23 protein-coding genes are annotated in these 25,954 nt (G+C 63.8%); 3 read left to right on the top strand and 20 right to left on the bottom strand.

Features of this window, described 5'->3' with window-relative positions; all coding sequences use genetic code 11:
- From I0K07_RS04545 to I0K07_RS04475, 15 genes are all read right to left on the bottom strand, one after another.
- Entirely contained in the window at window positions 1-543 is a 543-nt protein-coding gene (locus tag I0K07_RS04545) for a hypothetical protein (protein WP_203291644.1), read from the bottom strand.
- Window positions 527-1,258 carry a type II secretion system protein N gene (gspN, locus tag I0K07_RS04540; RefSeq protein WP_203291643.1) on the bottom strand — a complete coding sequence of 244 codons (732 nt, stop codon included), beginning with the start codon at window positions 1,256-1,258 and terminating at the stop codon, window positions 527-529. Before gspN ends, I0K07_RS04545 begins: the two co-directional genes overlap by 17 nt.
- Window positions 1,258-1,761, bottom strand: coding sequence for a type II secretion system protein M (locus tag I0K07_RS04535; RefSeq protein WP_203291642.1), 504 nt, complete (start codon window positions 1,759-1,761; stop codon window positions 1,258-1,260). Before I0K07_RS04535 ends, gspN begins: the two co-directional genes overlap by 1 nt.
- Window positions 1,758-2,981, bottom strand: a complete 1,224-nt coding sequence (gene gspL / locus I0K07_RS04530) for a type II secretion system protein GspL (RefSeq protein WP_203291641.1) — start codon at window positions 2,979-2,981, stop codon at window positions 1,758-1,760. The genes I0K07_RS04535 and gspL overlap by 4 nt, the downstream gene beginning before the upstream one ends.
- Entirely contained in the window at window positions 2,978-3,952 is a 975-nt protein-coding gene (gene gspK / locus I0K07_RS04525; protein ID WP_203291640.1) for a type II secretion system minor pseudopilin GspK, read from the bottom strand. The genes gspL and gspK overlap by 4 nt, the downstream gene beginning before the upstream one ends.
- Window positions 3,952-4,602 carry a type II secretion system minor pseudopilin GspJ gene (gspJ, locus tag I0K07_RS04520; protein ID WP_203291639.1) on the bottom strand — a complete coding sequence of 217 codons (651 nt, stop codon included), beginning with the start codon at window positions 4,600-4,602 and terminating at the stop codon, window positions 3,952-3,954. The genes gspK and gspJ overlap by 1 nt, the downstream gene beginning before the upstream one ends.
- Window positions 4,602-4,970 (bottom strand): type II secretion system minor pseudopilin GspI, encoded by a 369-nt coding sequence (gene gspI / locus I0K07_RS04515; protein ID WP_203291638.1) that lies wholly within the window; start codon window positions 4,968-4,970, stop codon window positions 4,602-4,604. Before gspI ends, gspJ begins: the two co-directional genes overlap by 1 nt.
- Window positions 4,967-5,479: a GspH/FimT family pseudopilin gene (locus I0K07_RS04510; RefSeq protein WP_203291637.1), complete on the bottom strand. Its 513-nt coding sequence runs from the start codon at window positions 5,477-5,479 to the stop codon at window positions 4,967-4,969. The genes gspI and I0K07_RS04510 overlap by 4 nt, the downstream gene beginning before the upstream one ends.
- Window positions 5,479-5,934, bottom strand: coding sequence for a type II secretion system major pseudopilin GspG (gene gspG / locus I0K07_RS04505; protein WP_203291636.1), 456 nt, complete (start codon window positions 5,932-5,934; stop codon window positions 5,479-5,481). Before gspG ends, I0K07_RS04510 begins: the two co-directional genes overlap by 1 nt.
- Window positions 5,935-5,944: 10 nt before the next feature.
- Window positions 5,945-7,180, bottom strand: a complete 1,236-nt coding sequence (gene gspF, locus I0K07_RS04500; RefSeq protein ID WP_203291635.1) for a type II secretion system inner membrane protein GspF — start codon at window positions 7,178-7,180, stop codon at window positions 5,945-5,947.
- The gene (gene gspE / locus I0K07_RS04495) at window positions 7,167-8,654 is read right to left on the bottom strand and encodes a type II secretion system ATPase GspE (protein WP_203291634.1); all 1,488 of its coding nucleotides are present in this window, start codon (window positions 8,652-8,654) and stop codon (window positions 7,167-7,169) included. The genes gspF and gspE overlap by 14 nt, the downstream gene beginning before the upstream one ends.
- On the bottom strand, window positions 8,644-10,596 hold the full coding sequence (locus I0K07_RS04490) for a secretin N-terminal domain-containing protein (RefSeq protein WP_203291633.1): 1,953 nt from the start codon (window positions 10,594-10,596) through the stop codon (window positions 8,644-8,646). The genes gspE and I0K07_RS04490 overlap by 11 nt, the downstream gene beginning before the upstream one ends.
- Complete coding sequence (locus tag I0K07_RS04485) at window positions 10,596-11,435, bottom strand: type II secretion system protein N (protein WP_203291632.1); 840 nt, start codon at window positions 11,433-11,435, stop codon at window positions 10,596-10,598. The genes I0K07_RS04490 and I0K07_RS04485 overlap by 1 nt, the downstream gene beginning before the upstream one ends.
- A 184-nt stretch (window positions 11,436-11,619) precedes the next feature.
- Window positions 11,620-14,295: a TonB-dependent receptor domain-containing protein gene (locus I0K07_RS04480; RefSeq protein ID WP_203291631.1), complete on the bottom strand. Its 2,676-nt coding sequence runs from the start codon at window positions 14,293-14,295 to the stop codon at window positions 11,620-11,622.
- Window positions 14,296-14,365: 70 nt separating this feature from the next.
- Window positions 14,366-17,236, bottom strand: coding sequence for a hypothetical protein (locus tag I0K07_RS04475; RefSeq protein WP_203291630.1), 2,871 nt, complete (start codon window positions 17,234-17,236; stop codon window positions 14,366-14,368).
- A 556-nt stretch (window positions 17,237-17,792) separates the two neighbouring features.
- Between I0K07_RS04475 and I0K07_RS04470 the strand changes: the two genes are divergently transcribed.
- Window positions 17,793-19,031: a type III PLP-dependent enzyme gene (locus I0K07_RS04470; protein ID WP_203291629.1), complete on the top strand. Its 1,239-nt coding sequence runs from the start codon at window positions 17,793-17,795 to the stop codon at window positions 19,029-19,031.
- Complete coding sequence (locus I0K07_RS04465; RefSeq protein WP_203291628.1) at window positions 19,028-20,074, top strand: 1,9-bis(guanidino)-5-aza-nonane synthase; 1,047 nt, start codon at window positions 19,028-19,030, stop codon at window positions 20,072-20,074. The genes I0K07_RS04470 and I0K07_RS04465 overlap by 4 nt, the downstream gene beginning before the upstream one ends.
- Window positions 20,075-20,127: 53 nt before the next feature.
- On the opposite strand, the gene I0K07_RS04460 is transcribed toward I0K07_RS04465, so the two are convergent.
- Window positions 20,128-20,652, bottom strand: coding sequence for a hypothetical protein (locus I0K07_RS04460; RefSeq protein WP_238934536.1), 525 nt, complete (start codon window positions 20,650-20,652; stop codon window positions 20,128-20,130).
- A gap of 1,098 nt (window positions 20,653-21,750) precedes the next feature.
- On the opposite strand from I0K07_RS04460, the gene I0K07_RS04455 reads away from it, so the two are divergent.
- Entirely contained in the window at window positions 21,751-22,176 is a 426-nt protein-coding gene (locus tag I0K07_RS04455) for a hypothetical protein (RefSeq protein WP_203291626.1), read from the top strand.
- A gap of 293 nt (window positions 22,177-22,469) precedes the next feature.
- Here the strand turns inward: I0K07_RS04455 and I0K07_RS04450 are convergent, their stop codons facing one another.
- From I0K07_RS04450 to I0K07_RS04435, 4 genes are all read right to left on the bottom strand, one after another.
- Window positions 22,470-22,970 carry a helix-turn-helix domain-containing protein gene (locus I0K07_RS04450; RefSeq protein ID WP_203291625.1) on the bottom strand — a complete coding sequence of 167 codons (501 nt, stop codon included), beginning with the start codon at window positions 22,968-22,970 and terminating at the stop codon, window positions 22,470-22,472.
- A gap of 117 nt (window positions 22,971-23,087) precedes the next feature.
- Entirely contained in the window at window positions 23,088-23,591 is a 504-nt protein-coding gene (locus tag I0K07_RS04445; protein WP_203291624.1) for a GNAT family N-acetyltransferase, read from the bottom strand.
- On the bottom strand, window positions 23,584-24,132 hold the full coding sequence (locus I0K07_RS04440; protein ID WP_203291623.1) for a hypothetical protein: 549 nt from the start codon (window positions 24,130-24,132) through the stop codon (window positions 23,584-23,586). The genes I0K07_RS04445 and I0K07_RS04440 overlap by 8 nt, the downstream gene beginning before the upstream one ends.
- Before the next feature lie 80 nt (window positions 24,133-24,212).
- Window positions 24,213-25,832 (bottom strand): peptide ABC transporter substrate-binding protein, encoded by a 1,620-nt coding sequence (locus I0K07_RS04435; RefSeq protein WP_203291622.1) that lies wholly within the window; start codon window positions 25,830-25,832, stop codon window positions 24,213-24,215.
- Window positions 25,833-25,954 lie beyond the last annotated feature (122 nt).

Genomic DNA, 25,954 nt, shown 5'->3' with positions numbered 1-25,954 from the left:
TTACTGGGGCGCCTGTCCGGCGCCGCGGCAGGCATAGACACCGATCACCGGAATCACCAGCGTGCGCTGATTGGGCTGCACCACCCGCATCACGGCCCGTTCGATGCGTTGGCCGGCCGGCAGTGTTTCCCCCACCGTCCCGCTCAACCGCACATCCAGTTCGCGGTCGGTATCGACATAGACCCGGCTGAACGCCTCGCCCGTGACATAGCCACCCTCGCGCGCCGGCGTGTAAAATCCATTGTCCCGGCCCAGCGCATGGATTCGGGCAAAACCCTCCGTCTCATTCTCGAACGCCAAAAGGCGATGAGCACTATCGGCCGACCAGAAGAAGGTCGCACAGGCTCCTTCCGCCAGGGTCTGCGGCGGCAGTCCATGGCTGTCGCCCTGTGCAGAGGCCTCCACACCGGGACGCGCCTCACTGAGAACCGGCGGACGCGCCATCGCACCGGACGGTGCGGCATCCCCTGTCGTCACGCACCCTGCCAGCGGACCGGTCATGACAAGGCCGGTGAGCCCGATCAGTCTAGCGATATCCTGCATAGGCCTGCCTCCCTTCACCCCGCCAGACATCGCCCTCGCGGCGCAATCCGGCGATGGCGAGCATGTCCGCCATGGCGGCCTCATCCGTCTGTGCCGTCAAGGACCAGACCATTGCCTCCGTCTCGAACACGACATCGCCGGACAGCTCGAGACCGTCCGATGTCCCGGTGAAATCCAGCACAAGCCGGTCATCGCGGCAGGCGAACTGGCCGGTCAGAACCGGACCGTCCAACCCATACCCCGCCGCCAGGCTGGCCAGCGCACCCAGGCGCGCATCACCGCTCGCCTGCCGGCAAACGCCCTGATCCAATTCCAACCGTCCCAGACGAAGCTGAACGCGTTCAGCCCGGTCCAGCCCGGGCAAGTCCGGCGCGTCGAGCCGGTCCAGCGTGACAGAGATATCCGTGCGGCTCAGATCGATCCGGTTTCCACCTAGCACAGCCTTACCGCGCCCGCGCAGCTCCGGGTCGTCCACCTGCCAGTCGACGACGAGACGCCCGGTCAGAAGCCCCAGCGGCTTCAATTGCACTGCCGTCTCGCGGATCGCCACGCCCTGCACGTCCAGATCATAGATCCGTCCATCCCAGACCGTGCCATAGACATCGGAAAAGCCCAGCCGGTCGCCCCCGGCCAGCATGACCACGGCCTTTAGCGGCAACAGCACAATCAACCAGACCAGCAGAAGTCCCAGTACCAGACCGGCGCGCATCACCATCACGCGCCTCCTGCCCGGCGAAGCAGGATGGAGGCCGACACGGTATTGCCCGGCTCGCGGTCGAGGCTCGCCGACATCACACTGATCGAATACTGCTCCTCCAGATCGACCAGCAGGCCCATCACGGACTGGCCGGGCGCACGCTCGATCGTGATTGTCAGCCCGCCATCCTCGGTCGGCACCATACGGGCCAGAGCGATGTCGTGGCGCAGCGCCGTCGCACCGACCACGGCGCGCAGGGATTGCTGGGCCTGGCTGGCTTGTTGCGAGGCCCCGGCCGCCAAGTCCCGATAGGTCCGGGCATCGGTCTGAACGGACCGATAGAGCTGCATGGAGGCGGCGTAATCGGTGCGCGCGGAGGCATGGTAGTCGCGCAGCGGCCGGATCACGGCGACGGTCAGGAGCAACGCGATGATCAGCAGGCCCATCACGCCCAGCATGATCTGCTCGCGGCCGGTACGGGCCTGCCAATAGGCCAGGATCGGGGACAGGAACGCGCTCATCTCAACCTCACCGTGAATTCGCCTTCAATGGCATTGCCGCTCTGCCGGGCCCCGCCATCGATCAGCACGATCCCCAGCGCATCGGCATTCGTGTTCAGCGTCTCGAAATCGGCAAAGTCGGAATACAGCGCCGAGACCAGAAGCTCCGACCGCGCGCGGTCAAAGCGGACATGATCGATCCGCACGCTCTCGGTGTCCGCGGTCAGTTCGGCCAGGGCGGCGGACAATTGCAGGAAGGACGAGCCGCTTTCGCCGCCGCCCAGCCGCGCCAGTCCGTCACCCAGCAAGCGTTCCGCCTCAGCGGGAATGACCCGGCGGGTGACATTGGACATGGCGGCCCGGAACTCGGCCACCGTCGCCTCATCGAACCGGTCAGCCTGCATCCGGTAGTAAAGACCCTCGCCGCCGGTCAGCAGGCAGAAACCCGCCAGAAGCGCCGCTGCGAGGGCGGCCGGACGCTTGAGCGGTCCGGCCAGTTCCGACCAGTCCATCTTCGACAGAAGCCGCTCGCCCAGCAGGGGCGGCAGGCTGGCGATCAATCCCGCCGACAGCGCCGAGGCGGCGAGATCGAGATCGCCGCGCGGCACTTGTTTGAAATTCTCACCGGCCAGACCCAGCGTCATGGACACGGTGATGCCGTGTTCCGAAGCCGGCTGGACCAAAGGCGAAATCACCGACCCGAAGAGTTTGGGATCCAGCGCCCCACCGGCCGCCTGGCCCTGCGCGCGGGCGCCCTCGCCATAGAACCAGAGCACGCTGTCACCGCGATCGAACAGGGTCAGCCCGGCCTCCGGGTCCGCGCCCGCCATGGCATCGGTCAGCACGTGGACCGGCCGTACGGCCAGCGGCGTGATGCGCGCCTGCCAGGCTTCGACGGTTTCACCATTCGCCGCCATCACCCAGCGCCGCCCATTCTCCTGGCGCGAGCCCGGAACCACGACCGTGTCGGCCAGGCGGGAGGCCAGCTCGTCCTCGATGGCAAAGGGGGCCGCTTGGCGCGCCTCGCGATCCCCGCGTGCCGGCAGATCGATCTCCGACAGGAAGACGCTTTCGGCCGGCAACAGGACCAGGGTACGGGTCACGCCGCCCAGATCGGCGGGCAATTCCGTGTTGTCCGCGCCCAGCTCACCGGATTCCAGACGCTCGCCCCGCCCCGGATCGATGATCGACCAGTGGATGCGGCCCGTCTCTTCCAGCCTGAGGATCAGGTCCTGGCTCATGCGATACTTCCGTAACTCTGGGTGATCCGGCGCAGTGTGCCGCCGGAATAATCGATCAATGTGCTCAGGACAAAAACTTGCCCGGCATGGACCACATCGATCTCGATGTCGAAATAGCGGGTCTGCAGACCCAGCGCGCTGCGCCGGTTGGCATCGGGATCGGTCTCGCGGACCACATCCAGCGCCCAGAAGGCCTCGATACTGGCGAACCCGCCCTGCGGCCGTTCCAGCAGAATGCCTTCGATGGCGGTGCGGTTCAGTTCACCGTCGAACACGGCAGACAGGAGCGGCCAGTCCTCGGCCTGCAGCGTGTTGATATTGAGCGGCACAGGCGCCGCCTCCGGACGCGTGCAGACGAAATCCGCCAGCCGACGGTAGATGTCCGGCGTCACGGCATCCAGAGACAGCAATTCCTCGCGCTCGACCATCAGCGTATTGCCGGTGCGGTAGGCCGCGTAGAGCCCGTCCTCGCCCCCCGAAGCCACCGGCCGCGTGTCCGTATCGATCCAGTCCGTGGCCTGGGCCGCAATCCGCGACGCCGCGCCGGTGGGAATGTCCAGCGCCCGCATCAGGATTTCAAACCGCGCGGCCTGTTCCGGAACGGCCAGCCAATTGCCCTGCCCGTCCGGCGTCACCAAGGAATTGAGATTGAAGCAATTATTCCCGTCGCGGATGCGGCCGGTCAGCAGGCCGCGATCAATGGGAAAGGCGCGCTCGCCCTGCAGCCAGGCGGCGTCCGGACGCAGCGCCGTCTCCGGCTCGGCCATGGCCCGTTGGAGCAGGGTTTCGGAGAACTCCCGCGCACCCAGTGCATACCAATAGGCCTGGTCGCGGACCTGGAGATTGGTCGCCCGGCGCTGGGCAAAACGCAGATCACCGGCCAGCACGACCGCCAGGCTGGCCATCACCGTGACCAGCATGAGTGCACTGACCAGCGAAGCGCCGCTCTCCTTGTGTCCGGGCACACGCATCAGCGGACACCTCCCGGCGTCAGGACGACATGCTCCATCTCGCCCATCCCGTCCCAGTCATAGCGAAGCCGGATGGCGGACGGCAGTCCGACCTCGCCCCCTGCACGCACCAGAAGACGGCGGCTCCAGGCTGCGCCCAGCAGCACATCCAGCTCCACATCGCGGATCGCATCCAGCAGGACGATCTCGCTGTCCGGCGTCAGGTCCGTGGCATCCGGATAGGCCCGAACCCGGCGGATCAATGCTTCGCCGCGCACCAGATATTCCACATGCAGGAGCGAGCTGCGCTCACGCAGCAGGCCCGGATTGGCTCGGCCACGCCGGGTGAATGACAGCAGGATCCGCTCATTGCGCACCGGACCGCCGGTCCGCACCAGACCGTCATTGTCGGCGGCGAAGATCTCGCGCTCTGGATAGCCATCAGCATCACGCACGGGGCGCAGCACGATCTGGCCGGCATCCTCGCGCAAGAGCGTGCGCACCCGGTCCAGCGCGGCCATCCGGTCCAGCGCCGCGCGATTGACGTCCTGCGCCGTCAGGCTGGCCGACATCAACGCGACCGAGATCGCGCCGATCACGGCAAAGATGAAAACCGAGACCAGGACCTCGATCAGGGAGAAACCGCTCTGCGCGGTGACCGGCCGGTCCATCAGCCCGGCCTCCGGAAGGTCGTGTATTCAGCGGCGATGCGCTCGCTACCCGCCTCGCGCACTTCCAGATGCAGGCGCAGCAGGCCTTCATCATCGGTGCGGCTGACCTGCAGCGCCCAGTCATAATCAACGCCCGCCAGCGCGTACGCGCCGGAACGCGAAACCGGAACACCGGCGTCCAGCCATTGCGTGTTGAGGATGTTTTCTGCGGCCAGTGCCGCCAGGGAATGGCTGCGCACGGCGTCGGCATTGCGGGTGGTCGCGCTGGTCATGTTGACCAGGGCCAGGCCCGCCACTGACAGCACGGTCAGCGCCACCATCATCTCGATCAGGGAAAAGCCGCATTCGCGCTCGGGGGCCGGCATCATGACGCGCCCCCTTCGGTCCGCTGCAGGCCGCCCTGCCCGGTCCAGTCCAGCTCGGTCCAGCCTTGCGCCGTGTCCAGGCGCAGGCGGAAAGGTTCGGTCAGGCCTGCCGGGTCAAACCAGATCGCCGGTATGCCGGCGGCGTCCGTGTCCTGCGGCAGGAAACCATCGGGCACGTCCAGACGCACCTCTCCGTCCAAACGATGGGCGGCCAGACTGGGATGATCCCGCATCACCCACCATTGCCGATCGACATAGCGGTAGAAGGCATAGACTTGGCCATCATCCTCGACCGCCAGCCCGACCGGGGACCCGGTCGCAATCGCCTCTTCGGCCGCCTGGTTCAGGCGCAGGGCCAGCCGGTCCGTCTCGTGATCGAGCGGAGCGGATGGCGGCTGCAGGGTGAGACTGATCGCAAAGGCGACGATGCCGAGTATCGACACGCCGACCAGAACCTCGATCAGGGACACCCCGGCTTCACGCCCGGACATATGCGACCGGTCAGGCGACATCAGCCCTCCCAGTTTCCGATATCGGCATCCAGGCCTTCACCACCCTCGCGGCCATCGGCGCCCAGGGAGTAGATGTCGATCATGCCGTGCTGGCCCGGATAGACATACTGGTAGGGATTGCCCCAGGGGTCATCCTGCAGGTGGCGCACATAACCGCCCTCGCGGTAATTGCCGGCATCGCGCGGGGCTTCCACGAGGGCCTGCAGCCCCTGTTCGGAGGACGGATATTCGCGCATGTCCATGCGATAGGCATCCAGCGCCTGTTCCAGCGTCGCGATATCCGTGCGCGCCTTCTGCAGCATGGCCTGGTCCTGTGCCGGCAGGACATTGAGCAGCACGATCGTGCCCATGATGCCGATGATCACCACGGCGATCATGATTTCCAGCAGCGAGAAACCGGCTTCCGTGTCGGTCTCGTCTGCGTGTGTTTGCTTGTGTGCGAGCGGGTCGGTCATCGACGCCTCCCTAGCCTAGAGCCAAAGTGTTGAGTTGCAGGATGGGCAGGAGGATGGAGAGCACGATCACCACCACCACACCGCCCAGGGCCAGGATGATTCCCGGCTCGAGAAGATTGAGACCGACGGTCACCGCACCGTCGATTTCCTGTTCCATCTGATCAGCCGCGCGGCGGAACATTTCCCCCAGCGCGCCGGAGCGTTCCCCGGCCGCGACCATGAACAGCATGAGAGAGGGGAACCAGCGGCTGGCCTGCAGCGCATCGGACAGGCCGCGCCCGGTCTCCACACTGGCCCGGACCGTTTCCACCTTGGCTCGGAAGGCCAGATTGCCGGACGCCCGCGAGGCCGCACCCAGCGCCTCCGGCAGCACGGATCCCGACTCGATCAGAATGCCCATCGTGCGGGCAAAGCGGGCCGCCTCGACCTGGCGCAGGAAACCGCCCAGCAGGGGCAGGCGCACCAGAAAACCGTCGAACATGGTGCGGATCGCCGTCTGCCGCAGGGCCAGGACAGTCACCACGACCAATGCGCCCAAACCGGCCAGGATGAAGGGCCAGCTGACCAGCAGTGCAGCGGACAGACCGATCATGATCTGGGTCAGCATCGGCAATTCCATGCCCATGCCGGTGAATTGCTCGGCGATCTTGGGTACGACGAAGGTCATCAGCAGGGCGACCACGCCCAGCGCCACCACTGACAGCACGACCGGATAGACCAGCGCGCCGGTGATGCGGTTCTTCACCGCCTCTTCCTTTTCCAGATAGTCCGCCAGACGGGCCAGCACGGCGTCCAGCCCGCCGGCCTGTTCACCGGCCGCGACCATGGCGCGATAGACCGCCGGGAAGGAGCGCGGAAAGCCTTGCATCGCCTCGGACAGGCGGGCGCCTTCACTGACCCGGCCGCGCACGGCCAGAAGGACGCGTTTCATGTGATGACGCGCGCCCTGTTCAGCCAGCAGACCCAGCGTTTCGGCGACCGGCATGCCGGCCCCGATCAGGCTGGACATCTGGCGCGTGATCAGCATCAGCTCACGGCTGGAGAGGTCCTGCGCGCGCAACCGGTCCATCAGGCTTTCACCGTCACCGGAGCGGGCAACCTGGCGGTTCTCGGCAGACCGCAGGGAGAGGGGCGCCATCGACCGGCTGCGCAATTCCCGCCGGGCGGCATATTCGCTATCGGCCGTGATCAGACCCTTGGACTTGCGGCCCCGCTCATCCAGCGCCTCGTATTCAAACGCCGGCATCGCGTCCCTCCTCGCGGCTTACGCGGAGGATTTCGGAGAGCGGCGTGGTTCCGGCCAGCACCAGGTCCACACCATTCTGGAACAGGGTCTTGCGCTGGGCGAAGGCCTGCGCCGCCATCTCGCTCTCGCGGGCACCGTCATGGATTTGCTTGCGCAGCGCATCATCGACCATGACCAGCTCATAGACACCCGTCCGGCCGTCAAACCCGGTCGATTTGCAATGGCTGCAGCCTGTCGGACGATAAAGCGTCACATCGCTGCGCCCGGCCAGTCCCATCAGCTCCAGCTCGGCCGCATCGGGCGTGTAGGCTTCACGGCAATGCGTGCACAGACGCCGCACCAGGCGCTGGGCGACGATGGCGGTCAGGGTGGAGGCCAGTAGATAGCTCTCCACGCCCATATCACGCAGGCGGGCAATCGCCGCGACGGCGGAATTCGTGTGCACCGTGGACAGGACGAGGTGACCGGTCAGCGAGGCCTGGACCGCGATCTGCGCGGTCTCGCCATCGCGGATTTCGCCGACCATGACGATATCCGGGTCCTGGCGCAGGATGGCGCGCAGCCCGGCCGCGAAGGTCATGCCGACCTTGGCATTCACCTGGGTCTGGCCGACCCCGTCGATGGCGTATTCCACCGGGTCTTCAACCGTGAGGATATTGCGGGTTTCCTCATTGAGCAGGTTCAGCCCGGCATAAAGCGTGGTGGTCTTGCCCGCCCCGGTCGGGCCGGTGACGAGAATGATGCCATTGGGCTGGGCCAGCGCCTTGCGCATGTCGGCCAGCAGGCTTTCCGGCATACCCAGATCATCCAGGCGGAAGCGGGCCTGGGAATTGTCCAGCAGGCGCAGCACGACCCGCTCGCCATGACGCGATGGCAGGGTGGAGACACGGACATCCACCGACTGCCCGCCCAGTGTGATCGACAGACGCCCGTCCTGGGGCACGCGCTTTTCGGCAATATCCAGGCGCGCCATCACCTTGATACGCGAGACCAGGGGTGCGGCCAGGCGCGGCGAGACCGAGACCGTCTCGTGCAGCACGCCGTCCACGCGATAGCGGATCGAGACCCGATCCACGAAGGGTTCGACATGGATGTCCGAGGCAGCCGTGCGCACGGCTTCGGCGATCATGCCATTGATCAGGCGGATCACCGGCGCATCCGAGGCACTGTCCAGCAGGTCTTCGGTTCGCGGCATTTCATCGATCAACCGGCTCAGGCTCTCGCCGGCCTCATGATCGGCGGTCTCCGTATCCGCACCCAGACCGTCATAGGCGTAGATATCCGACAGGGCCTTGTCGAACTCGCCCGCCTCGCAGCTCACCACGGGATGGCTGGCGCCGACCACGCGGCGCACTTCCATCAGGCCCAGCCGGTCGCCATCCTTGCGCAGCAGGAAGGCCGGCGCATCACCGGGGCGAAAGGCCACCCCTTTCTGGCGCGCGAAGGCATAGGTGACAGGCGTCTCACTCGTCATTCGAAACCTGCGCGGTCTCGGTCATCATCATTTCGACGATGGATTCCAGCGAGCTGGAACCGGTCTCCGAGGTCTGGACCTGCTGGTTGCGGATATAGTCATAGCGGTTCGCCGTGACCGCCCGCATGTCCGCCTCGTCGCGGATGATGGTCGGACGGATGAAGACCATGAGATTGGTGCGGCGGCTTTCCGTTCCATCGGAGCGGAAAAGGCGGCCGACGCCCGGCACGCGGGACAGGCCCGGCACACCGGATGTGGTGTCATTGTCTTCCTGCTGGATCAGACCGCCCAGTACGATGATCTCGCCATTATCCGCCAGCACGGTCGTGTTCACCGAACGCTTGTTGGTGATCAGATCGGCACTGCCCGTCGTCACCGTGCCGGCGACGGAGGACACCTCCTGCTCGATCAGCAGGCGCACCGTATTGCCCTCGGTGATTTGCGGCCGCACAACCAGGCGCACACCCACTTCCTGGCGATCCACCGTGCGGAAAGGGTTGGAATTGTCAGCGCTGAGCACTTCACCCGTCGTCACCGGGATTTCCTGGCCGGACAGGAAGGAGGCTTCCTCATTGTCCAGCGCCAGGATGGACGGTGTTGCGAGCACGTTGGAATTCACATCGCTCTCGACGGCATTCAGAACGAGGCCGAACAGATTGCCGCTGCCATTCTGGCCGCCAAAGCCCAGCGTGCCGCCGGAGGCGCCCAGCAGAGAGTTCAGGGCTGCGGTGCGCAGGGTCTCGTTGAACGTGCTGTCATCATCGCCCGGCGAGGCAATCGCGCCGGTCAGGGCCAGTAGGTCCGGCGTGTTGGACCCGAAACGTGTCATCGCCAGCGGCGCATCGCCCTCCCCGCCGGCCAGCAGCATCTGCACGCCCAGCTCCTGGGCCACCGTGTCGGACATCTCCACGATAATGCCTTCGACCAGGACTTGCGGCCGGCGCACATCGAGCTGGCGGATCACCAATTCCATCTCGCGCTGCACATCGGGGTCGGCATTGATCACCAGCGCATTGGACGGCGCATGATAGGACACAGACGGCCGTCGCGTGACGCCTTCAGCCTCGGTCAGGGTTTCCACCACCTGTTCCAGGATCGGCAGGAGGTCCTCGCCATCGGCATGGTTGAGGTGGATGACGCGGAAGCCCTGGCTGGACCGGCTGACACTGTCGACGCGGCGGATCAGGGTCATCATCTCGCTGACAGCCTGGCGATTGCCCCGCAGCAGGACCGTATTGGAGGCCGGGATCGGCGCGATGGTGACATTGAACACCGTATCGTCCTCGCCTGCGGAATTGCGCGTGCGCATGGTCTGCAGGATGCGCGTCATCTCGGCGGCGGAGACATTCTCCAGCTCGACCATTTCCACCACGGAAGTGTCCCGGTCCAGATCACGCAGGACAGCGCGGATCCGGCTGACATTCTCGGCATAATCGACGATCACCAGGACATTGCCGTCCTCGGCCGCATTCACGAAACCGGTCTGCGACACCATCGGCCGCACCACGCCCAGCGCATCGCGCGTGCCGGCATGGTTCAGGCGAACAACGGCGGTGACATACTGGTCGCCGCGCACATCGGCATTGACCGGGCTGGAGGTTCGGGCTCCGGCCTGTTCCGGCACGATCTGATAGGCCCCGGACGCCGTCGGCACGACGGCAAAACCGTGCACGCGCATGGTCGACAGGAAAACCTGGAAATACTGGTCCGAGGTCAGCGGTGTCTGCGAGGTGATGGTCACCCGTCCGCGCACATTGGGATCGACGATGAAGGTGTAACCGGTGACGGCGGACACATCATCGATCACGGCCTGGATCTCGGCCTGGTTGAAATTCACCACCTGGTCCTGGGCCTGCGCCGGCTGGCTGAGCGTCAGGGCGGGGGCGGCCGCCAGGACCAGCGCCAGGAGCGGAGCGGTCAGGCGTTGGATGAGGTCACGCATCAGGGCAGTTCCACTTGCACACTCAGGGGCAGACCGCCCCGGTTGATGGACAGCTCGACGTGGTCTTCACCCCGCAGCCGTGCGAATTCGGCACCCAGGTCGGAAATCTCCGAGACCGGGCGGTTATTGATGGCGGTCAGAATATCCCCTTCGCGCACGCCCATGGCGGCCAGCAGGGCCGGGTTTCCGTCCTGCACGCGATAGCCGGTCAGCTGACCGTTCTCGCGCACCGGTTCGGCCCGGAACAAGCCTTCAATCGATTGCGTGCCGCCGGTCGTGGTGACGGTGCGGCGGCTGGTGGCCCGTCCGGCCCCGCCGGCCTCATCACGCAGATAGAGGGATTCAATGACACCGCGCCGGTCGATCAGGACGTGATCGACATGCACTTCCTCCAGCGTGACACCATCGAGAATGGTGTGGCCGGCCGCGAAGAAACGCTGGCGGTTGTCGGGCGTCTGGATGATCGCGCCGCCACTGTCCGGCGTCGCGCCGCGGCGGATGCCGCGCAGGGTCAGATTGAGCTGGGTTTCCTGGACATTGGCCTGGGCCGCGGCGACCGGCTCGGCCCCGATGCGATGGTCGGCGAACAGGTCGCCCTCGCGCAGGCGGGAGAGATCGGCGACATAGGCCGGTTCGCGCGTCGCCAGGCGATTGCCGGATGTGTCCTGCTGGAAATCGGCCGCGCTTGCACCGAAGGCGATGAGCCAGATCAGACGGGCCAGGATAAAGGTCAGGGCGACAAGCAGACCCAGCTCGGCGAGACCAATCATCAAACGCGCCGGACGCGGCACCGAGGTGCGCCCCTTCTGGCTGTCTGTCATGGCCTGTGCCTGGTTCATATACTTGCTCGTCCGCCCCTGTTTCTGGAAACCGACAGGCATTCAACGCATGGGAATCGCGAATTCCGTCGGAGACGCGCCCTGCGATACACGTGGCCCACGTCAGTTTTGCGACGTTTCGGGAATAATCGTGTGACGATTGCGCCAGGGCAGGCCCGAAGGCCCGCCCCGACACATGTCGGTCTTACCAGGTGCGGCTGATGGAGACGCTGAAGGACGTACCCACTTCGTAGGTATCGACCGGCAGCACCACATCGCCATCGCTCTGGGTGGCTTCATAATCGTCGCCCAGGATGTTGCGGACCGAGAAACCGAAGTCCCAGTCAGCATTGGCGACTTCAACCGTACGGCTGTAGACGAAGTCCAGCGAGCTGGGGACCTGCTCGACGATCTCCGGGAGATTGTCGGACAGGTTGGCCACGGCGCGCGAACGCTCACCCGTATAATTGTAGAGCAGCGCACCGCGAGCCCGGCCGTCGAAGGTTTCGAAGCCGACCTGCACGTTGAACAAATGCTCGGACTGACCCTGGAGGGCGCGTCCATCCTGGATGAAGCCGGCCGCATTCAGCTCGAGGGCCAGCGGGTTGCCGAAGGCACCCTGGGCCACCGTGACCGTGCCATCCGCGGAGACTTCCGACTGGATGTAGGTGTAGTTCGTCTTGATGAACCACTCACGGTCATTGAAGAAGGGCTGGTCCCAGCGGCCGGAGAGATCGAAGACTTTTTCGTATTCGAACTCGGCACCCGTCAGGGTCGCTTCCGGCGCGTTGATGAAGGACGTGTTCAGTCCGTCACCGATCGGGATAATGAATTCCTCGATCGGGTTTTCCAGGATCTTGTGGAACAGGCCGACGGTCACGAACTCCTCGCGTCCGAAGTAATACTCCAGACGGGCATCGAAGCTCTCGATCTCGGTGTTTACCAGGAAGGGGTTACCCTGGAAGCGCTGGTCCGTATCGGTGTTGAAGAACTCCGCGAACGCCAGCTCGCGGAATTGCGGGCGGGTGATCGACTGGGAGTAACCGGTACGCAGCTGCAGATTGTCAGCAAAGGTCCAGGTCAGGGTCACGGCCGGCAGGAAGTAGTCTTCCTTCAGCTGCGTCTCGATCTGGCCGCTGTCGGCAGCACTGGCCGGGAAGGCATAGGTGTCGACGCTCTGCTGACCGCTTTCATAACGGCCACCGATGGCGGCCCGCACGAAGGGCGTCAGCTGGGCATCAACGCCGGCATAGGCGGCTTCCACCTGCAGCTCACCCGCATAGGCTTCCGGGAAGGTCAGCCCCCCGGTTTCCACCAGGCGCAGACGGCTGTCAGTGATGTTCTGGTTCGCAAAGATGTAGTCGATGCGGGAGAACAGCAGATCCGCCGGAATGCCTTCGGAACCCTGTTCGAAGGAGAAGCGGCGCGTATAGGCGTCGCGTTCGCGCAGGGTGTAGGAATAGCCACCGGACAGTTCGACATCCATGTCACCCAGGGTCAGCGGATAGGCGAGGTCAAAACCGCGATCGCGGGTATTGTCCTCGATTTCCGAGAAACGGGTGAAGTTGTCGTTGATGTCGCCTTCATAGCGATAGGTCTGAAGGGCGTCTTCAAACTGGTAGTTCACGAAGCGCTGGTAGGGCGCGTCACGCGTGGCCGTCGCGTCGGAGATCCGCCAGTCCACGGACAGGTCGCCGAGGCTTTCGAACACGTGCTCACCGGAGAGCTGGTTGAAGATCACCTGACGCTCGAACCATTCGGTGTAGTCACCGCGGACAACGGCGGAGGAACCGGCGTTGAACTGTTCTTCGGAACGCGCACCCTTGGTGGTCGAACGCAGCACCATGCTCAGGAAGTTGATTTCGTGGTCGTTGTACCAGTCAACGCCCACCGAGATCATGCCCGAGGCTTCGATATTGTTTTCGGTCGACAGATAATTGTCGATGCCTTCGCCGAGCGGAGCCAGGCCGGAGCGGTCCGCGGTCACCGGTCCGTTCTCGTAGACGAGACCGTTGGAACCGATGGAGCCCTTGCCGCGCTGACCCTGACGGGTTTCCCACGAATTGTCGTAGGAGAAGGCGCCGAGCACGCCGAGCGAGAAGCCGTCGAAATCGAAACGCTCACCGGCTTCCAGGGAGATGTCGCCATTCGCGTCGACATCCACATTCTGGAGCACCCAGAGTTCCGAATTCACCAGCGAGCGGCCGATGGCCTGCTGCTGGTCGGCCGGCAGGTTATTGCCGACGCGGGTGGTCGGGAACACGGCAGCCAGTTCAGCCGGCATGTCACGCAGACCGTCATCATAACCCAGCCAGTCCGTGTCGGAGCCGGCATAGGTCAGACCGCGATTGCCCGTCGTGACCGTGTCGAAACTGCCGCCCACCGAGATCGTCAGGAAACGGTCATCGGGAAGGTTGGAGGTTTCGATACCGATCACACCGCCGCCGAACTCACCCGGGAATTGCGGGGAGAAGGTCTTCTGCACGAGCACATTCGAGAGAATATTGGTCGGCAGAATGTCCAGCGGTGCGGCACGGCGGAAAGGTTCCGGCGACGGCATCGGCGAGCCGTTGAGCAGCGTGTTGGAGTAACGTTCATTGAGGCCGCGGACGACGACAAACTTGCCGCCCGTGGTCGACAGACCGGTCACCCGGACCAGGGCCGCAGCCAGGTCGGAGTCGCCGGTGGTTTCCAGATCGTCGATCGAGAGGGCCGCAGAGACTTCCGAGGTGACGCGACGGTCATCCGGAATGTACTGGAAGCGGACCTGGATCACGTCTTCGGGTTCGGAGGACGGAGCGTCCTGCGCGAAGGCGGCTACCGGAACAAGCGTCGTGGACGCCAGCAACGCAGCCGAGAGCGCGATTCGATTGGTTTTCATCCTAATCACCATGTGACTGCATTCAAAACGAAGTCCTGGCCGACCGGGGCCGGCCAGGGGCTCGGTTGCGTTACTGGGTGCGACGGAAGGTCCAGCCCTGGTACCAGGTGTCGTTGGCGTCCTCGACGGCACCGACATAGGTCGTGGCGGTGAACCAGCTGTCCATCGCGTTCACGTCCGTGACCGTGGTGGCCAGTTCCGTGGCGCTCGGCACAACACCGGTATTGCCCGGGATGAAGGCAAAGCCGGACATGCCGTTGGTGGCGCTGTCGACATTGTTGATCATGGTGTTGTTGAACCAGTCGGCCACATCCACCAGATCGTTGGCACCATCGTCAGCGAAGTTCTCCGTGCAGTTGAAGAACACCGACTGGACGATCAGGTCTTCATCGGCCGGACGGCCGTTGGAGAAGGTGATGCCGTCGAAGGTCGCGTCGTCATCAATGTCCAGGCACTGCTCGCCCATATCGACCACGATGCCGTTGTAGAACTCACCGGCGGTACCGGCGCGAAGCAGCATGCCGTCATCCGATTCCGCGGCACCGCGTTCACCGATGATCGTGAAGTTGGAGATGCGCGGGTTGGAACGCGGCGTCAGGTCATTGTTGGAGGAGCGGTTGTCGAACTCGAAGCCCTGGTCGGCATCATCGCCCGACTGGGCCACGATCACGAATTGGGCGCGGCCGACCCAGCCATCCGTGTAGTCGAAGCTGTCATCGGCATTGCCGGTCAGGACCAGGTGGCGGACATCAACCGTACCACCGAACATTTCCACGCCGTCATCGGCATTATTGTGGACTTGGACATAGTCGACTTCCGTACCGGAACCGATGCCCTGGAAGGCGATGCCGTTGAGCTCGTCTTCATTGTTGATCAGGAAGCCGGCATAGCGGACCTGCGTGTAGAAGATGTTGCCCGTGTCATCATCGACCGTGGCGCCACCGAACAGGCCGGAGGAGCCTTCACCCGACTTTTCGCAATCCACGGTGCCGCCGGTGGCCGTACCGTCGATACAGGCATTGATCGGCGCGCGGCCGTTCAGCACCAGGCCGCCCCACTGACCGCGGTCATTGGCGCCCACCGTGCCTTCAACGTCCGAACGGGCCGTCATGACAACCGGCGAGGTCGCCGTACCGTTGGAGAAGATGGAGGAGCCGCGGGCCACGACAATGTAGTCGGAACCGGCGGTGCCGAAGATGGTGACACCCGGGTCGATCGTCAGGCTGGCTTCGATGCCGGACGGCAGCGGGCTGGCCGGATCGGGACCGAGGTCCACACCGACGAAGACCGGACCGGCCAGCTCGTAGATCGAGCCGCGTGTCAGGCGCAGGTCAGACGTGACATTGCCGGTGATCTGGCAGACGCGGGAGCCGTTGATCGTCTCGGCGCTCTCGGTCGTGCCCGTCGGGCAGCCCGGATCCTCGAACAGGTCGAAGGTCCAGCCGGCCGCCCAGTTGGACGCGCTCGTTTCGGACGGCGAGAAGGCACCGACGAAGCTCGTGGCGTCGAAATAGCTGTCCAGGGCGTTCACGTCGGTGACGGTCGTGGCCAATTCCTGCGGGCCCGGGAAGACACCGGCCATGGAATTGGTCGCGCTGTCGACATTGTTGATCATGGTGTTGTTGAACCAGTCGGCCACATCCACCAGGTCATCAGCGCCGTCATCGGCGAAGTTTTCGGTACAGTTGAAGAAGACCGACTGGACGATCAGCGCTTCAGAGGCCGGACGGCCATTGTTGAAGGTGATGCCGTCGAAGGTCGCGTCGTCATCAATGTCCAGGCACTGCTCGCCCATATCGACCACGATGCCGTTGTAGAACTCACCGGCGGTACCGGCGCGCAGCAGCATGCCGTCATCCGATTCTGCGGCACCGCGTTCACCGATGATGGTGAAGTTGGAGATCATCGGGTTGGAGCGCGGCGTCAGGTCATTGTTCGAGGAACGGTTGTCGAATTCAAAGCCCTGGTCGGCGTCGTCGCCGGACTGGCGAACCAGCACATATTGGGCGCGGCCGACCCAGCCGTCCGTGTAGTCGAAGCTGTCATCGGCATTGCCGGTCAGCACGACGTGGTTCACGTCGACGGCGCCACCGAACATCTCGATGCCGTCATCGGCATTGTTGTGGACCTGGATGTAGTCGACTTCCGTGCCGTTACCGACACCCTGGAAGGCGATACCATTGAGTTCGTCTTCATTGTTGATCAGGAAGCCGGCATAGCGGACCTGGACATAACGCAGGATGCCGCTGTCGTCAGCCGGGTTGTCGCCGCCGAACAGGCCGGAGGACCCTTCACCGGATTTCTCGCAATCAGCGGAACCGCCAACTGCCGTACCGTCGATACAGGCATTGATCGGGGCGCGACCATTGATGATCAGGCCGCCCCACTGGCCACGGTCGAGTGCGCCGACCGTGCCTTCAATGTCGGAGCGCGAGGTGAAGACCACGGGTGCGTCCGACGTGCCGATCGCCTCGATGCGCGAGCCGCGCGTCACGACGATATAGTCAGAGCCTTCCGCACCGAACAGCGTGGCACCCGCGCCGATCTCCAGCGTGACCGGCGTGCCGCCGGCGCTCGCGAAATCTTTCTGCGGCTGGGAACCATCGTCCAGACCGATGAAGGTCGGGCCCGTGATGATGACGCCGGCATTGGCGGCGATCACGGTGTCCGTGGTGATATTGCCGGTGATCTCACAGGCATTGATCGTGATGTCGCCATTGGTGACCGAGGTTTCACGCACCGAACCGGTGCCGCAGCCGCCGGCCGGGATCAGGTCGATCGTGGTCTGGCTTCCGCCGCCACCACCGCCGCCACCGCCACCCGGAGGCGTGCCCAGGTCTTCATTACCCGGGGAGGAGATGGACGTATCTGCGCACGCCGCGAAAAAGGCGCACGCGGTGGTCACAAGCAGGAGCTCGCGAAAGTTTTTCTTCACCGACATTGAAGACCCCCAAAAGGATTAAAACTCGACGACGGCGGTACCGGCGCATCCGGACCTGACCGCTTGGGGCGGGCATAAACATCAGCTTTGTAACGCTTGAATGACACGGGATTGGCGGCCCGGGAGGTGTCCACAGGGCTCACGACCCAAAGTCTGGGAGTCGGCCCGAGCCGAACAGACTATATCTAGGCAGTACAAGGGTTTTCGTGTTTCGGTTATTTCGGGTATTCACAAACAATTCTTATTTGAAATTTTTGCGACAACTCGGAATATGACACTTCCTTTACAGAATTCACCGGCTTTGTTTTGAAGTTTTGTGAAACCCGACTCAATGGAAACAGATCAGTAGACAGATCAATATTTGCACCCCTTGTCAGGCCGGGCCCGACCGACCACACTCGGGTCGCCTTTCGCAACCGGAGGAATGCCTCCATGACAAAGTGCACCGCACAAAAAATTCCCACTTTACACAGCGCTTTTGTGACTTTAATTGCGCTTCTCCCGGCGGAGGCGACGATGCCGGATTGGGTTAACTGCCAACAGGGGGTCACGTGAGTTGCACACGTACCATACGCCCCTGGACCTGGTCCGTTCACGGCACGTAGAAAATCCGGTCGTCTGCGCACGTCCGGATCGTGTCGAACACGCGAGCCACTGGTTCCAGGACAATTTTCCGGGCGAAGTCCTCTACGCCGTCAAAGCCAATCCGAGCCCCTGGATTCTCCAGACGCTCCACAAGGCTGGCACGCGCTTCTACGACGTCGCTTCGATTCCTGAAATCAAGCTGGTGACCGAGCATTGTCCCGGTGCCCGCATGGCCTTCCTGCACCCCGTGAAAAGCCGCGAGAGCATTCGTCGCGCCTATTACGAATTCGGTGTGCGGATTTTCGCCCTCGATTGCGAAGCCGAGCTTCAGAAGATCCTCGAAGAGACGAATTACGCCAAGGACGTCACGCTGATCGTGCGCCTGGCCGTCTCCAATGACGGGGCCATCTTCTCGCTGGCGGGCAAGTTCGGCGTGCCCGCCTATGAGGCCGCCGAGCTGATCCGCAAGGCCCGCGCCCATGCCGAAGAGCTGGGTGTCAGCTTCCATGTCGGCTCGCAATGCATGCAGCCCTCGGCCTATCGCTCCGCCATGCTGGAAGCCTCCCGCCTGATCGTTCAGGCCGGGGTGACCGTGGACATTGTCGATGTCGGCGGCGGCTTCCCCTCCATCTATCCGGGCATGACCCCGCCGCCGATGGATGACTACATCGCCGCGATCGAGGATGCCTTCGAGGAGATGATGGTCCTGGAGAATGCCGACCTGTGGTGTGAGCCGGGCCGGGCACTGGTCGCCGAGTGCGAGAGCGTGCTGACCCGTGTCGAACTGGTGAAGGGCGATGCCCTCTACCTCAATGACGGCGCCTATGGCCGCCTGTTCGACGCCGCCCACGCCAAATGGCCCTTCCCGGTCCGTCTGCACCGCGCCAAGGGTGAGCCCGGCGCGCAAACGGCCTCCTTCCGCCTGTTCGGCCCGACCTGCGATTCAATGGATGCCATTCCCGGCCCGTTCGAACTGCCGGCGGACATTGCCGAAGGCGATATCATCGAGATCGGCATGCTCGGCGCCTATGGCACCGCGCTGGCGACCGACTTCAACGGTTTCGGAACCGTCGAACGTGTTGCGGTTGAGGATATGCCCTGGCCGTCTATGTTCGAGGTCCAACCCGATCAGGCGGACGATACCGAAGCGACCGTCATTTCCTTCGCGCGCGCCCGGCGCCGCCGCCCCAGACTTAGGAGACGTGCATGAGTGATACCTCGAACCGCAAGGCCGAGCTGCTCTCCTCCCCGATCGAGCATATCGACATCACCGCCTTTGACGGCCGCCAGATGATCGACAGCTGGGAGAAGATGTCCTTCACCTCGCGTGACGCGGCCCGCGCCGCCCGCATCCTGCAAGCCGCTGTCGCGGATCCGGACTGCTCGGTCATCCTGACCCTGGCCGGCTCCACCTCGGCCGGTGGCTGCATGCATGTCTGGCGCGACATGGTCCGTCACAACATGGTCGACGCCATCGTCTCCACCGGTGCCTCCATCGTGGACATGGACTTCTTCGAAGCCATGGGCTTCAAGCATTATCAGGCCAAGGAAATCCCCGACGACCGGGTGCTGCGCGATCTCTATATCGACCGCATCTACGACACCTATATCGACGAGGAAGAACTCCAGGCCTGCGACCACGCCACCCTGGAAATCGCCGACATGCTCGAGCCGGGACCGCGTTCCTCGCGCTCCTACATCAAGGCAATGGGCAAATGGCTGGCCGACGGCAATGCCAAGAAGCAAGGCTCGCTCGTGCAGGAATGCTATGAGCACGGCGTGCCGATCTTCTGCCCGGCCTTCTCCGACTGTTCCGCCGGCTTTGGCCTGGTGAAGCATCAGGTCCAGCGCATGAAGGAAAACAAGCCCTACCTGTCCATCGACAGCGTGGCCGATTTCCGCGAGCTGACCGAGATCAAGATCAAGGCCGGCGTCACCGGCCTGTTCATGGTCGGCGGCGGCGTGCCGAAGAACTTCGCCCAGGACACGGTCGTCTGCGCCGAAATCCTCGGCGAAGAGGTCCCGATGCACGCCTATGCCGTCCAGATCACCGTCGCCGACGTCCGCGACGGCGCCTGCTCCTCCTCCACGCTCAAGGAAGCCTGCTCCTGGGGCAAGGTCGACGTCGCCCTGGAACAAATGGTCTTCGCCGAAGCCAGCACCGTGGCCCCGGTCATCGTCTCCGATGTCTACCACCGCAAGGCCTGGGAAAAACGCCCCCGCCACCGCTATGGCGACATGTTCCAGGACTGAGGGTCTGGGATAGTGGAATGAAAGAAGCCCCGGTGCAGAGCGCCGGGGCTTTTTCAATTGTCAGGGACCTCAAATTTCTTTGCGAACTTGATCCAATCATTGTTTTCCAGAAGCGTTGACCGATAGACTCTGGGGGTTCCCGCATCTGATTTTTCGGCGGCTGCTTGAATTGCGGCTTTCATGTCATCTGAGAAAGCTTCTGGGAGTCGCGGGCTTAGCGCGACTTCTCGAATGGTACCTTCTAAGAGCTTGATGCTGTGAAATCGAAAACATTCGCTGGAATGAAACAACAGCCTGACCTCTTCCTCCCCTCGATAGGGGTACCTCTTGATAAAAGGTAGATCGCTCGGAAGAAGTGGGTGCTTTCCCATCTTCTCAATAGTGCGGTACTCAACGTCTCGCATTGTGACGCCCGAGCCATCACCAGTCACTTGCTTGAGCTTTTCTTCATCGAGAACAATTCGAACACCGTCTGTGCCGGGTGCGAATACACTCCAATGATGATGCGTCTCTGACGCTGCCGTCAGACATAGCGCAAGCAACGTTTCTGCTTTCGCATATCGCTTGAACGCATCCATGTACTCCCGGTCGTTGCGGTCTTCCCAACTCGCAGGAGATAACAAAGTAAGGCTGTTCGTGCTCAAGACGTTCATAGCCGATGCCGCTGAGGTGTACCGATGGAGAAGCCGAGGCTTGCCTCCTTTTTTCATAGCGGCCATTGAGCTTGCCTCCACATACAACGCTAAGCTCAACGATAAACTCGCCTTTGACTCAAGCAAGTCAGCCTTTCCCTCACCAAAATCACATGCCAGCCAGCAGGCCGTATCCGGTTCTCAAGCTCAAGGGTGGAACCGCGAAGCGGCGCTGAAGGCGCCCTTGACCTTGAGAACCGGATACGGCGTCGTCCCGGCAAGTGATCCAGGGGCTGGTCTGCGCTGCAGCGCGTCACCCCACTCCCTTGTCATCCCGGCCGGATGCCCCCGACTGGATCGGGGGCGCAGAGCCGGGACCCATGATCACGGACGTCTCCCGAAAGCAGGCGCCGCCGTCGCGGCAAGCTGGACGAGCACCGGGCGTATGGGTCCCGGATCTCCGCCCGGCCTGCGCCGGGCACCCGTCCGGGATGACAAGCTGGAAATAGTTTGAATCGGGCTCAACACCCCCTTCTCCCCGGGGAGAAGGTGCCCCGCAGGGGCGGATGAGGGGGATCGGCGAGATCCCAGCGATCCCGCCCAAACCGGGATTTCCCCCTCTCCCGGCGCATGCGCGCCACCCTCTCCCCGAGGGAGAGGGCATACCCGGAACCCCCAAACTTATCCCCACCCTCCAAACCTGTGCCTAGACTCCCCCCGTCCTCGCACCACTCGAGGCCCGGTCCGGTCGGCCGGGGGTGGGAGGATTGCGGAGCTTGTCCGGGTGTGTCGGGTTGACCACGGCGCATTCTGGCAGGGCCATCGGCCAGGACGGACGGCACTAAGCCTCGACCGTCGCACGAACCCGGCCGGTTTCGGAGCAGCGCCCCAAGGGCGCTGAGCAAATCTCCGTGTGCGGGGTGTCTGTCGGCGCCACTCACAAAACTACAAAGATCGGCTTCGGCCGGCCCCCGCACGCCTCATCCCGCCAGGTGGCACCACCGTGGCGATCCTTCCCCTGTCCCCTTTGCAAAGGAGAGCGCCATGCGTCCCCGCCATCATCAGTCCCATCGCCGCCAGCCCGGCTCGCAGCCCCATTGGTCCGGGATCAAGGTGAAGACGCCTGACACGCTCTCGCGCTTCGGCGTGCGGCCGGAGGTGATGGCCCGCTTCCTGGACAGTGTCACACCCGAAACAGTCGCCCGCGGCACCTTCTCCACGGCCCAGCTCGCCCTGATGGACAAGAAACCCAAAGAAGCCGAGCGCTACCAGATCATGACCCTGCGCTTCATCAAGATCGCCGAAGGCCTGGAAAGTTTGCGCAAGCGACGCGAAAGCCGGGAAATCCAGCAGGCCTTACATGAGGGCTTCATCGAAGACCTCGACAAGGCGATCGCCGAGCACGAAGCGGCGGAAGCGGCCAAACAGGCCGGCGAGCCCGCCGGGCGTCATGCGGCTCTCGACGAATGAACATCACCATCCGTCATCCCACGGTGACGGCGAAGCCGGCATCCGGGGGACCTGCGCTAACCTGTCTGCTTGTTGGCCGAGGTCCCCCGGACAAGCCGGGGGATGACGGAGGCTGTGCTGGGCGTGTTTTTCACCCCTTCTCCCCCACCGGGGAGAAGGTGCCCCGAAGGGGCGGATGAGGGGCGGCGCGTGAGCGCCACCAAGACTCTTTCTCTGTGCGGCTGACGCCGCACGCCCCTCACCCTTTATCCCTCTCCCCAGTGGGGGAGAGGGGGTGTTTCAAGGCCCAGCCCCTATCGGCCCGATCCCATCCGGCGATGAAACTCACGGCGTTCCCAGTCCGTGCCGAAAAGGCCGAACAGGCCGAAGATGATCACGGCGTGGAAGACCAGGGCGGCGCCCCAGGCCAGGCCGGCCCAGCTCCACCAGGGCACGTCGGGGCTGACGAGAGAATTGATGCCGTAGAGCGCCGGCATGACGAAGAGGAAGCTGATCCAGTGCAGATGGAAGGCCTTGAGATTCTGCACATAGGCGATGGCTTCCTTCTCCGCGATGTGCAGCTCGGCGGGGACCGCGTCGGGGGCGGCGGCCGTTTGGGTGGTCGTGGTCATGGTGTCGTCCTTCATGAGTTCGCTGACAGAGGTCTCGAACACAGACGCCAGGGCCTTGAGCGATTCCAGGGACGGTTTGCGGCCCGCCTCGATCCGCTGGATCGTGCGCGGGCTCAACCCGGTGTGCAGGGCCAGATCTTCCTGGGACCAGCCCCGCTCCGTCCGGCGTTCACAAATGCTCATGGCAACCTCGCTTGCTGTGACGCCCCCAACTCAGCCCGGAACCGCCCGGACCACCACGACACGGGCACGACAGGAACACGACACCCGCTCGACACGCCCCCGACAGGCCTGCCGCGATCACGGTTTCCCGCGCGCAAACACTTTCGAGACCACGCCATAGCCCTGGCGTTCGAAGAAATCATGGGCACCAGCATTGCCGATACCGCTTTCCAGCAGGATGTGGTCGGCGCCCTTTTTGTCGGCGAAGGCCTCGGCGGTTTTCAGCAAGGCCCGGCCGACCCCGTCGCGCCGGAGACTGTCATCGACCAGCATGTCCTCTATCGTGGCGATGGACTGGCCGTGCGGCGTGGTCTGGCAGAACACGGCGCAGAAGCCCGCCATCTGCCCGTCGGTCTCAGCGACAAACACCATGCCACCGCTCTCCAGACACGCCGCGAAATCGCGGGCGAGCACTGTGTCAAGATCCTCGACCCAATGCACGCCATCCAGACTTCGGCCAGAGAGGATTTCGCCGTGCGAGATATAGTCCGGCAGGGCCCTCAGGCGCGGCGCGGCCCACTCAGCCAGCGCCGCCGTCTGGTCCGGCGTGGTCGGACGAATGGTGATGTCGACATCAGTCATCCAACCACCTCGAGATCGTCTTGCACTTCATGCGCTTGCCGGCCACCTCATAAAAGACACGCTGGCGGGTTTCAAAATCACCGCTCAGATCGGGGACACGGGCGAAATACTCATCGAAAATCCCGCGCATGTCGGGGGAGTAGTGCAGCCGGAACTCCGCCCATTGCTTGCGGAAATAGGGGTATTCGGACGCTTCCAGGAACCAGGCCACCCAAGTGCCGAAAACCGTCTTTTCCAGATTGCGCCGACGGCGCAGGCGCACAGCGATCTCGAACAGGTTCAGCGTCTGCAAGAAGTAATTATTGGCGACGACCGTGTCATCCGGGTCCAGCTCGACCGGCCTGTCCGGGTCATCATTTTGCAGGCGCGACATCACACTCCGGTATTCCGCTTCAAAGCGGAACAGCTCCAGCGCCTCCGTTTCCAGTTGGATATAGGTGCCGCGCCGCGTCTCCCGGGCATTCCAGAACACACCGATGATCAGCGCCGCAAAGGCGGCAATATCCAGCGTGCCCAATATGGGCGGCAGCCAATCCGGCATGAAATCCCCCGCATCAATCTCTGTGACAGATTATCCCGACGGGCGCTTTCGCACAGCCCTCCGCGGCAGAAGGAGGCGGATCATTCGGCTCCCCCCGCCTCCACCGTGCACAGCCAGCGGCTTTGATTGATCCCCGCCGCATTGGTCACCCAGCCAGTGATGCGCGGCGAGACGAGTTTGCGGGTGGCCTCGAAGAAGACCGGGATATTGGCATGGCTGTCCAGGAACATCTGTTCCGCCTGCGCATAGAGCTCGGCCCGGCGGACCGGGTCGACCGTGTTGAGGGCGGCATCGGTCAGCGCGTCATATTCGGCCGAATTCCAGCGCGTATTATTGATCTCGCCGGCCCGTGTCTCCCATTGCAGGAGGACACCATAGGGATCGAGGAAATCGGGCACCCACGCCGTGGTCGCCACCTGGAAATCCCCGCCGCGCATGGCCTGATAGTGGATCTGGCTGTCGCGCACCTGCACCTCGGCCTCCACCCAGTCGGCAATCAGGCGCCAGTCCTGCTGGATGACCGGCACAATGCGCGGCCAGCCGGCCGCGGGCTGGTAGTAGAGGGTGAAGCGCAGCGGATTGTCCGGCCCGAACCCGGCCGCCTCCAGCAGGGCGCGCGCCTCGGCGCGGCGCGCCTCCATCGGCTGATCGGCGAAATCCAGCCCCACCCCGTCGGGCCGTCCGGGAATGCCTTCGGGCACCTGGCGCCAGGCCGGCAGATCATCCCCGCCGAGAATGTCATTGGCGATGAAACGCCGGTCGATCGCCAGGGAGAGGGCCCGGCGGACATCTCCATTGTCGAAGGGCTCGCTGGCCGTGTTGAAGTCGATCGCGCGTATATAGAGGCCCGGCACGGTCTGGACGAGGTCCGGCGCGCGCTCGCGCAGGAAATCCGTATTGGCGGCGGAGAATTCGACATTCAGGTCCAGCTCGCCACTGCGCACCCGGCGTTCCGCCGAGGCCGTGTCGACCGTGGGATAGTAATAGATCGTGTCAGCACAGATCTGGTCGGCGTCATGGAATTGCGGATTGGCTTCCAGCCGGATGAAATTCCCGGTGCGCCGGTCCGTCATCCGGTAGGCCCCGGAGACCACCAGGTTTTCCGGCCGCATCCAGTCATCCCCATGCGCGTCAATCGCATGGCGCGGCTGCGGCTGTCCCCAATACATCAGGATGGAGGGCAGATAGGGCGTGGGATATTCCAGCGCGATCTCGACCGTGCGCGCGTCCAGCGCCGCCGCACCCAGTGTCTCCACCTCCGCCTCACCCATATAGATCGACGCCGCATTGCGGATCGGAAAGAGCGGGGCGGCATATTGATTGCCCGTCGCCGGGTCCAGCGTGCGCTGGAGACCGAAGACAACATCATCCGCCGTAATCGGTACGCCGTCCGACCAGTTCGCCTCGCGCAGGCTGAAGGTCCACACCAGCCCGTCGTCGGAAATCTCCACACTTTCGGCCAGGCCCAGGCGCGGCGTACCATCGGCCAGCGGCTCATAAAGACCAACGAACAGATCAGCGACGATCGTACGCTCATCCATGATGATCGCCTTGGCCGGGTCCAGCATGCCCGGTTCCAGCCGATTGCCGCGATGAATCGCCACGCCCTCATCCGGCGCCCCGCCACAGGCGGACAGAAAAGCCGACAGGCAGGCTGTCGCGGCAAGTACCACCCAGGGCGGCCGGTTGAACACGCGCATGATGAAATCCCCCGTTTGAGCCAGCTTGGCCCGGGCTCTGGGGCACAACAAGGAAATTCGGGGAAACCGGCAGCGCGGCGGGATGTTTGCTTAATTGCATGGCCAGTCTGCGCGCTGCAGCA

Origin of the sequence: Maricaulis parjimensis (assembly GCF_016817355.1) — a bacterium.
GTDB classification, from domain to species: domain Bacteria; phylum Pseudomonadota; class Alphaproteobacteria; order Caulobacterales; family Maricaulaceae; genus Maricaulis; species Maricaulis parjimensis.
The sequence above is the reverse complement of the archived record's forward strand: the minus strand, read 5'-3'. Positions and strand labels throughout refer to the sequence as shown.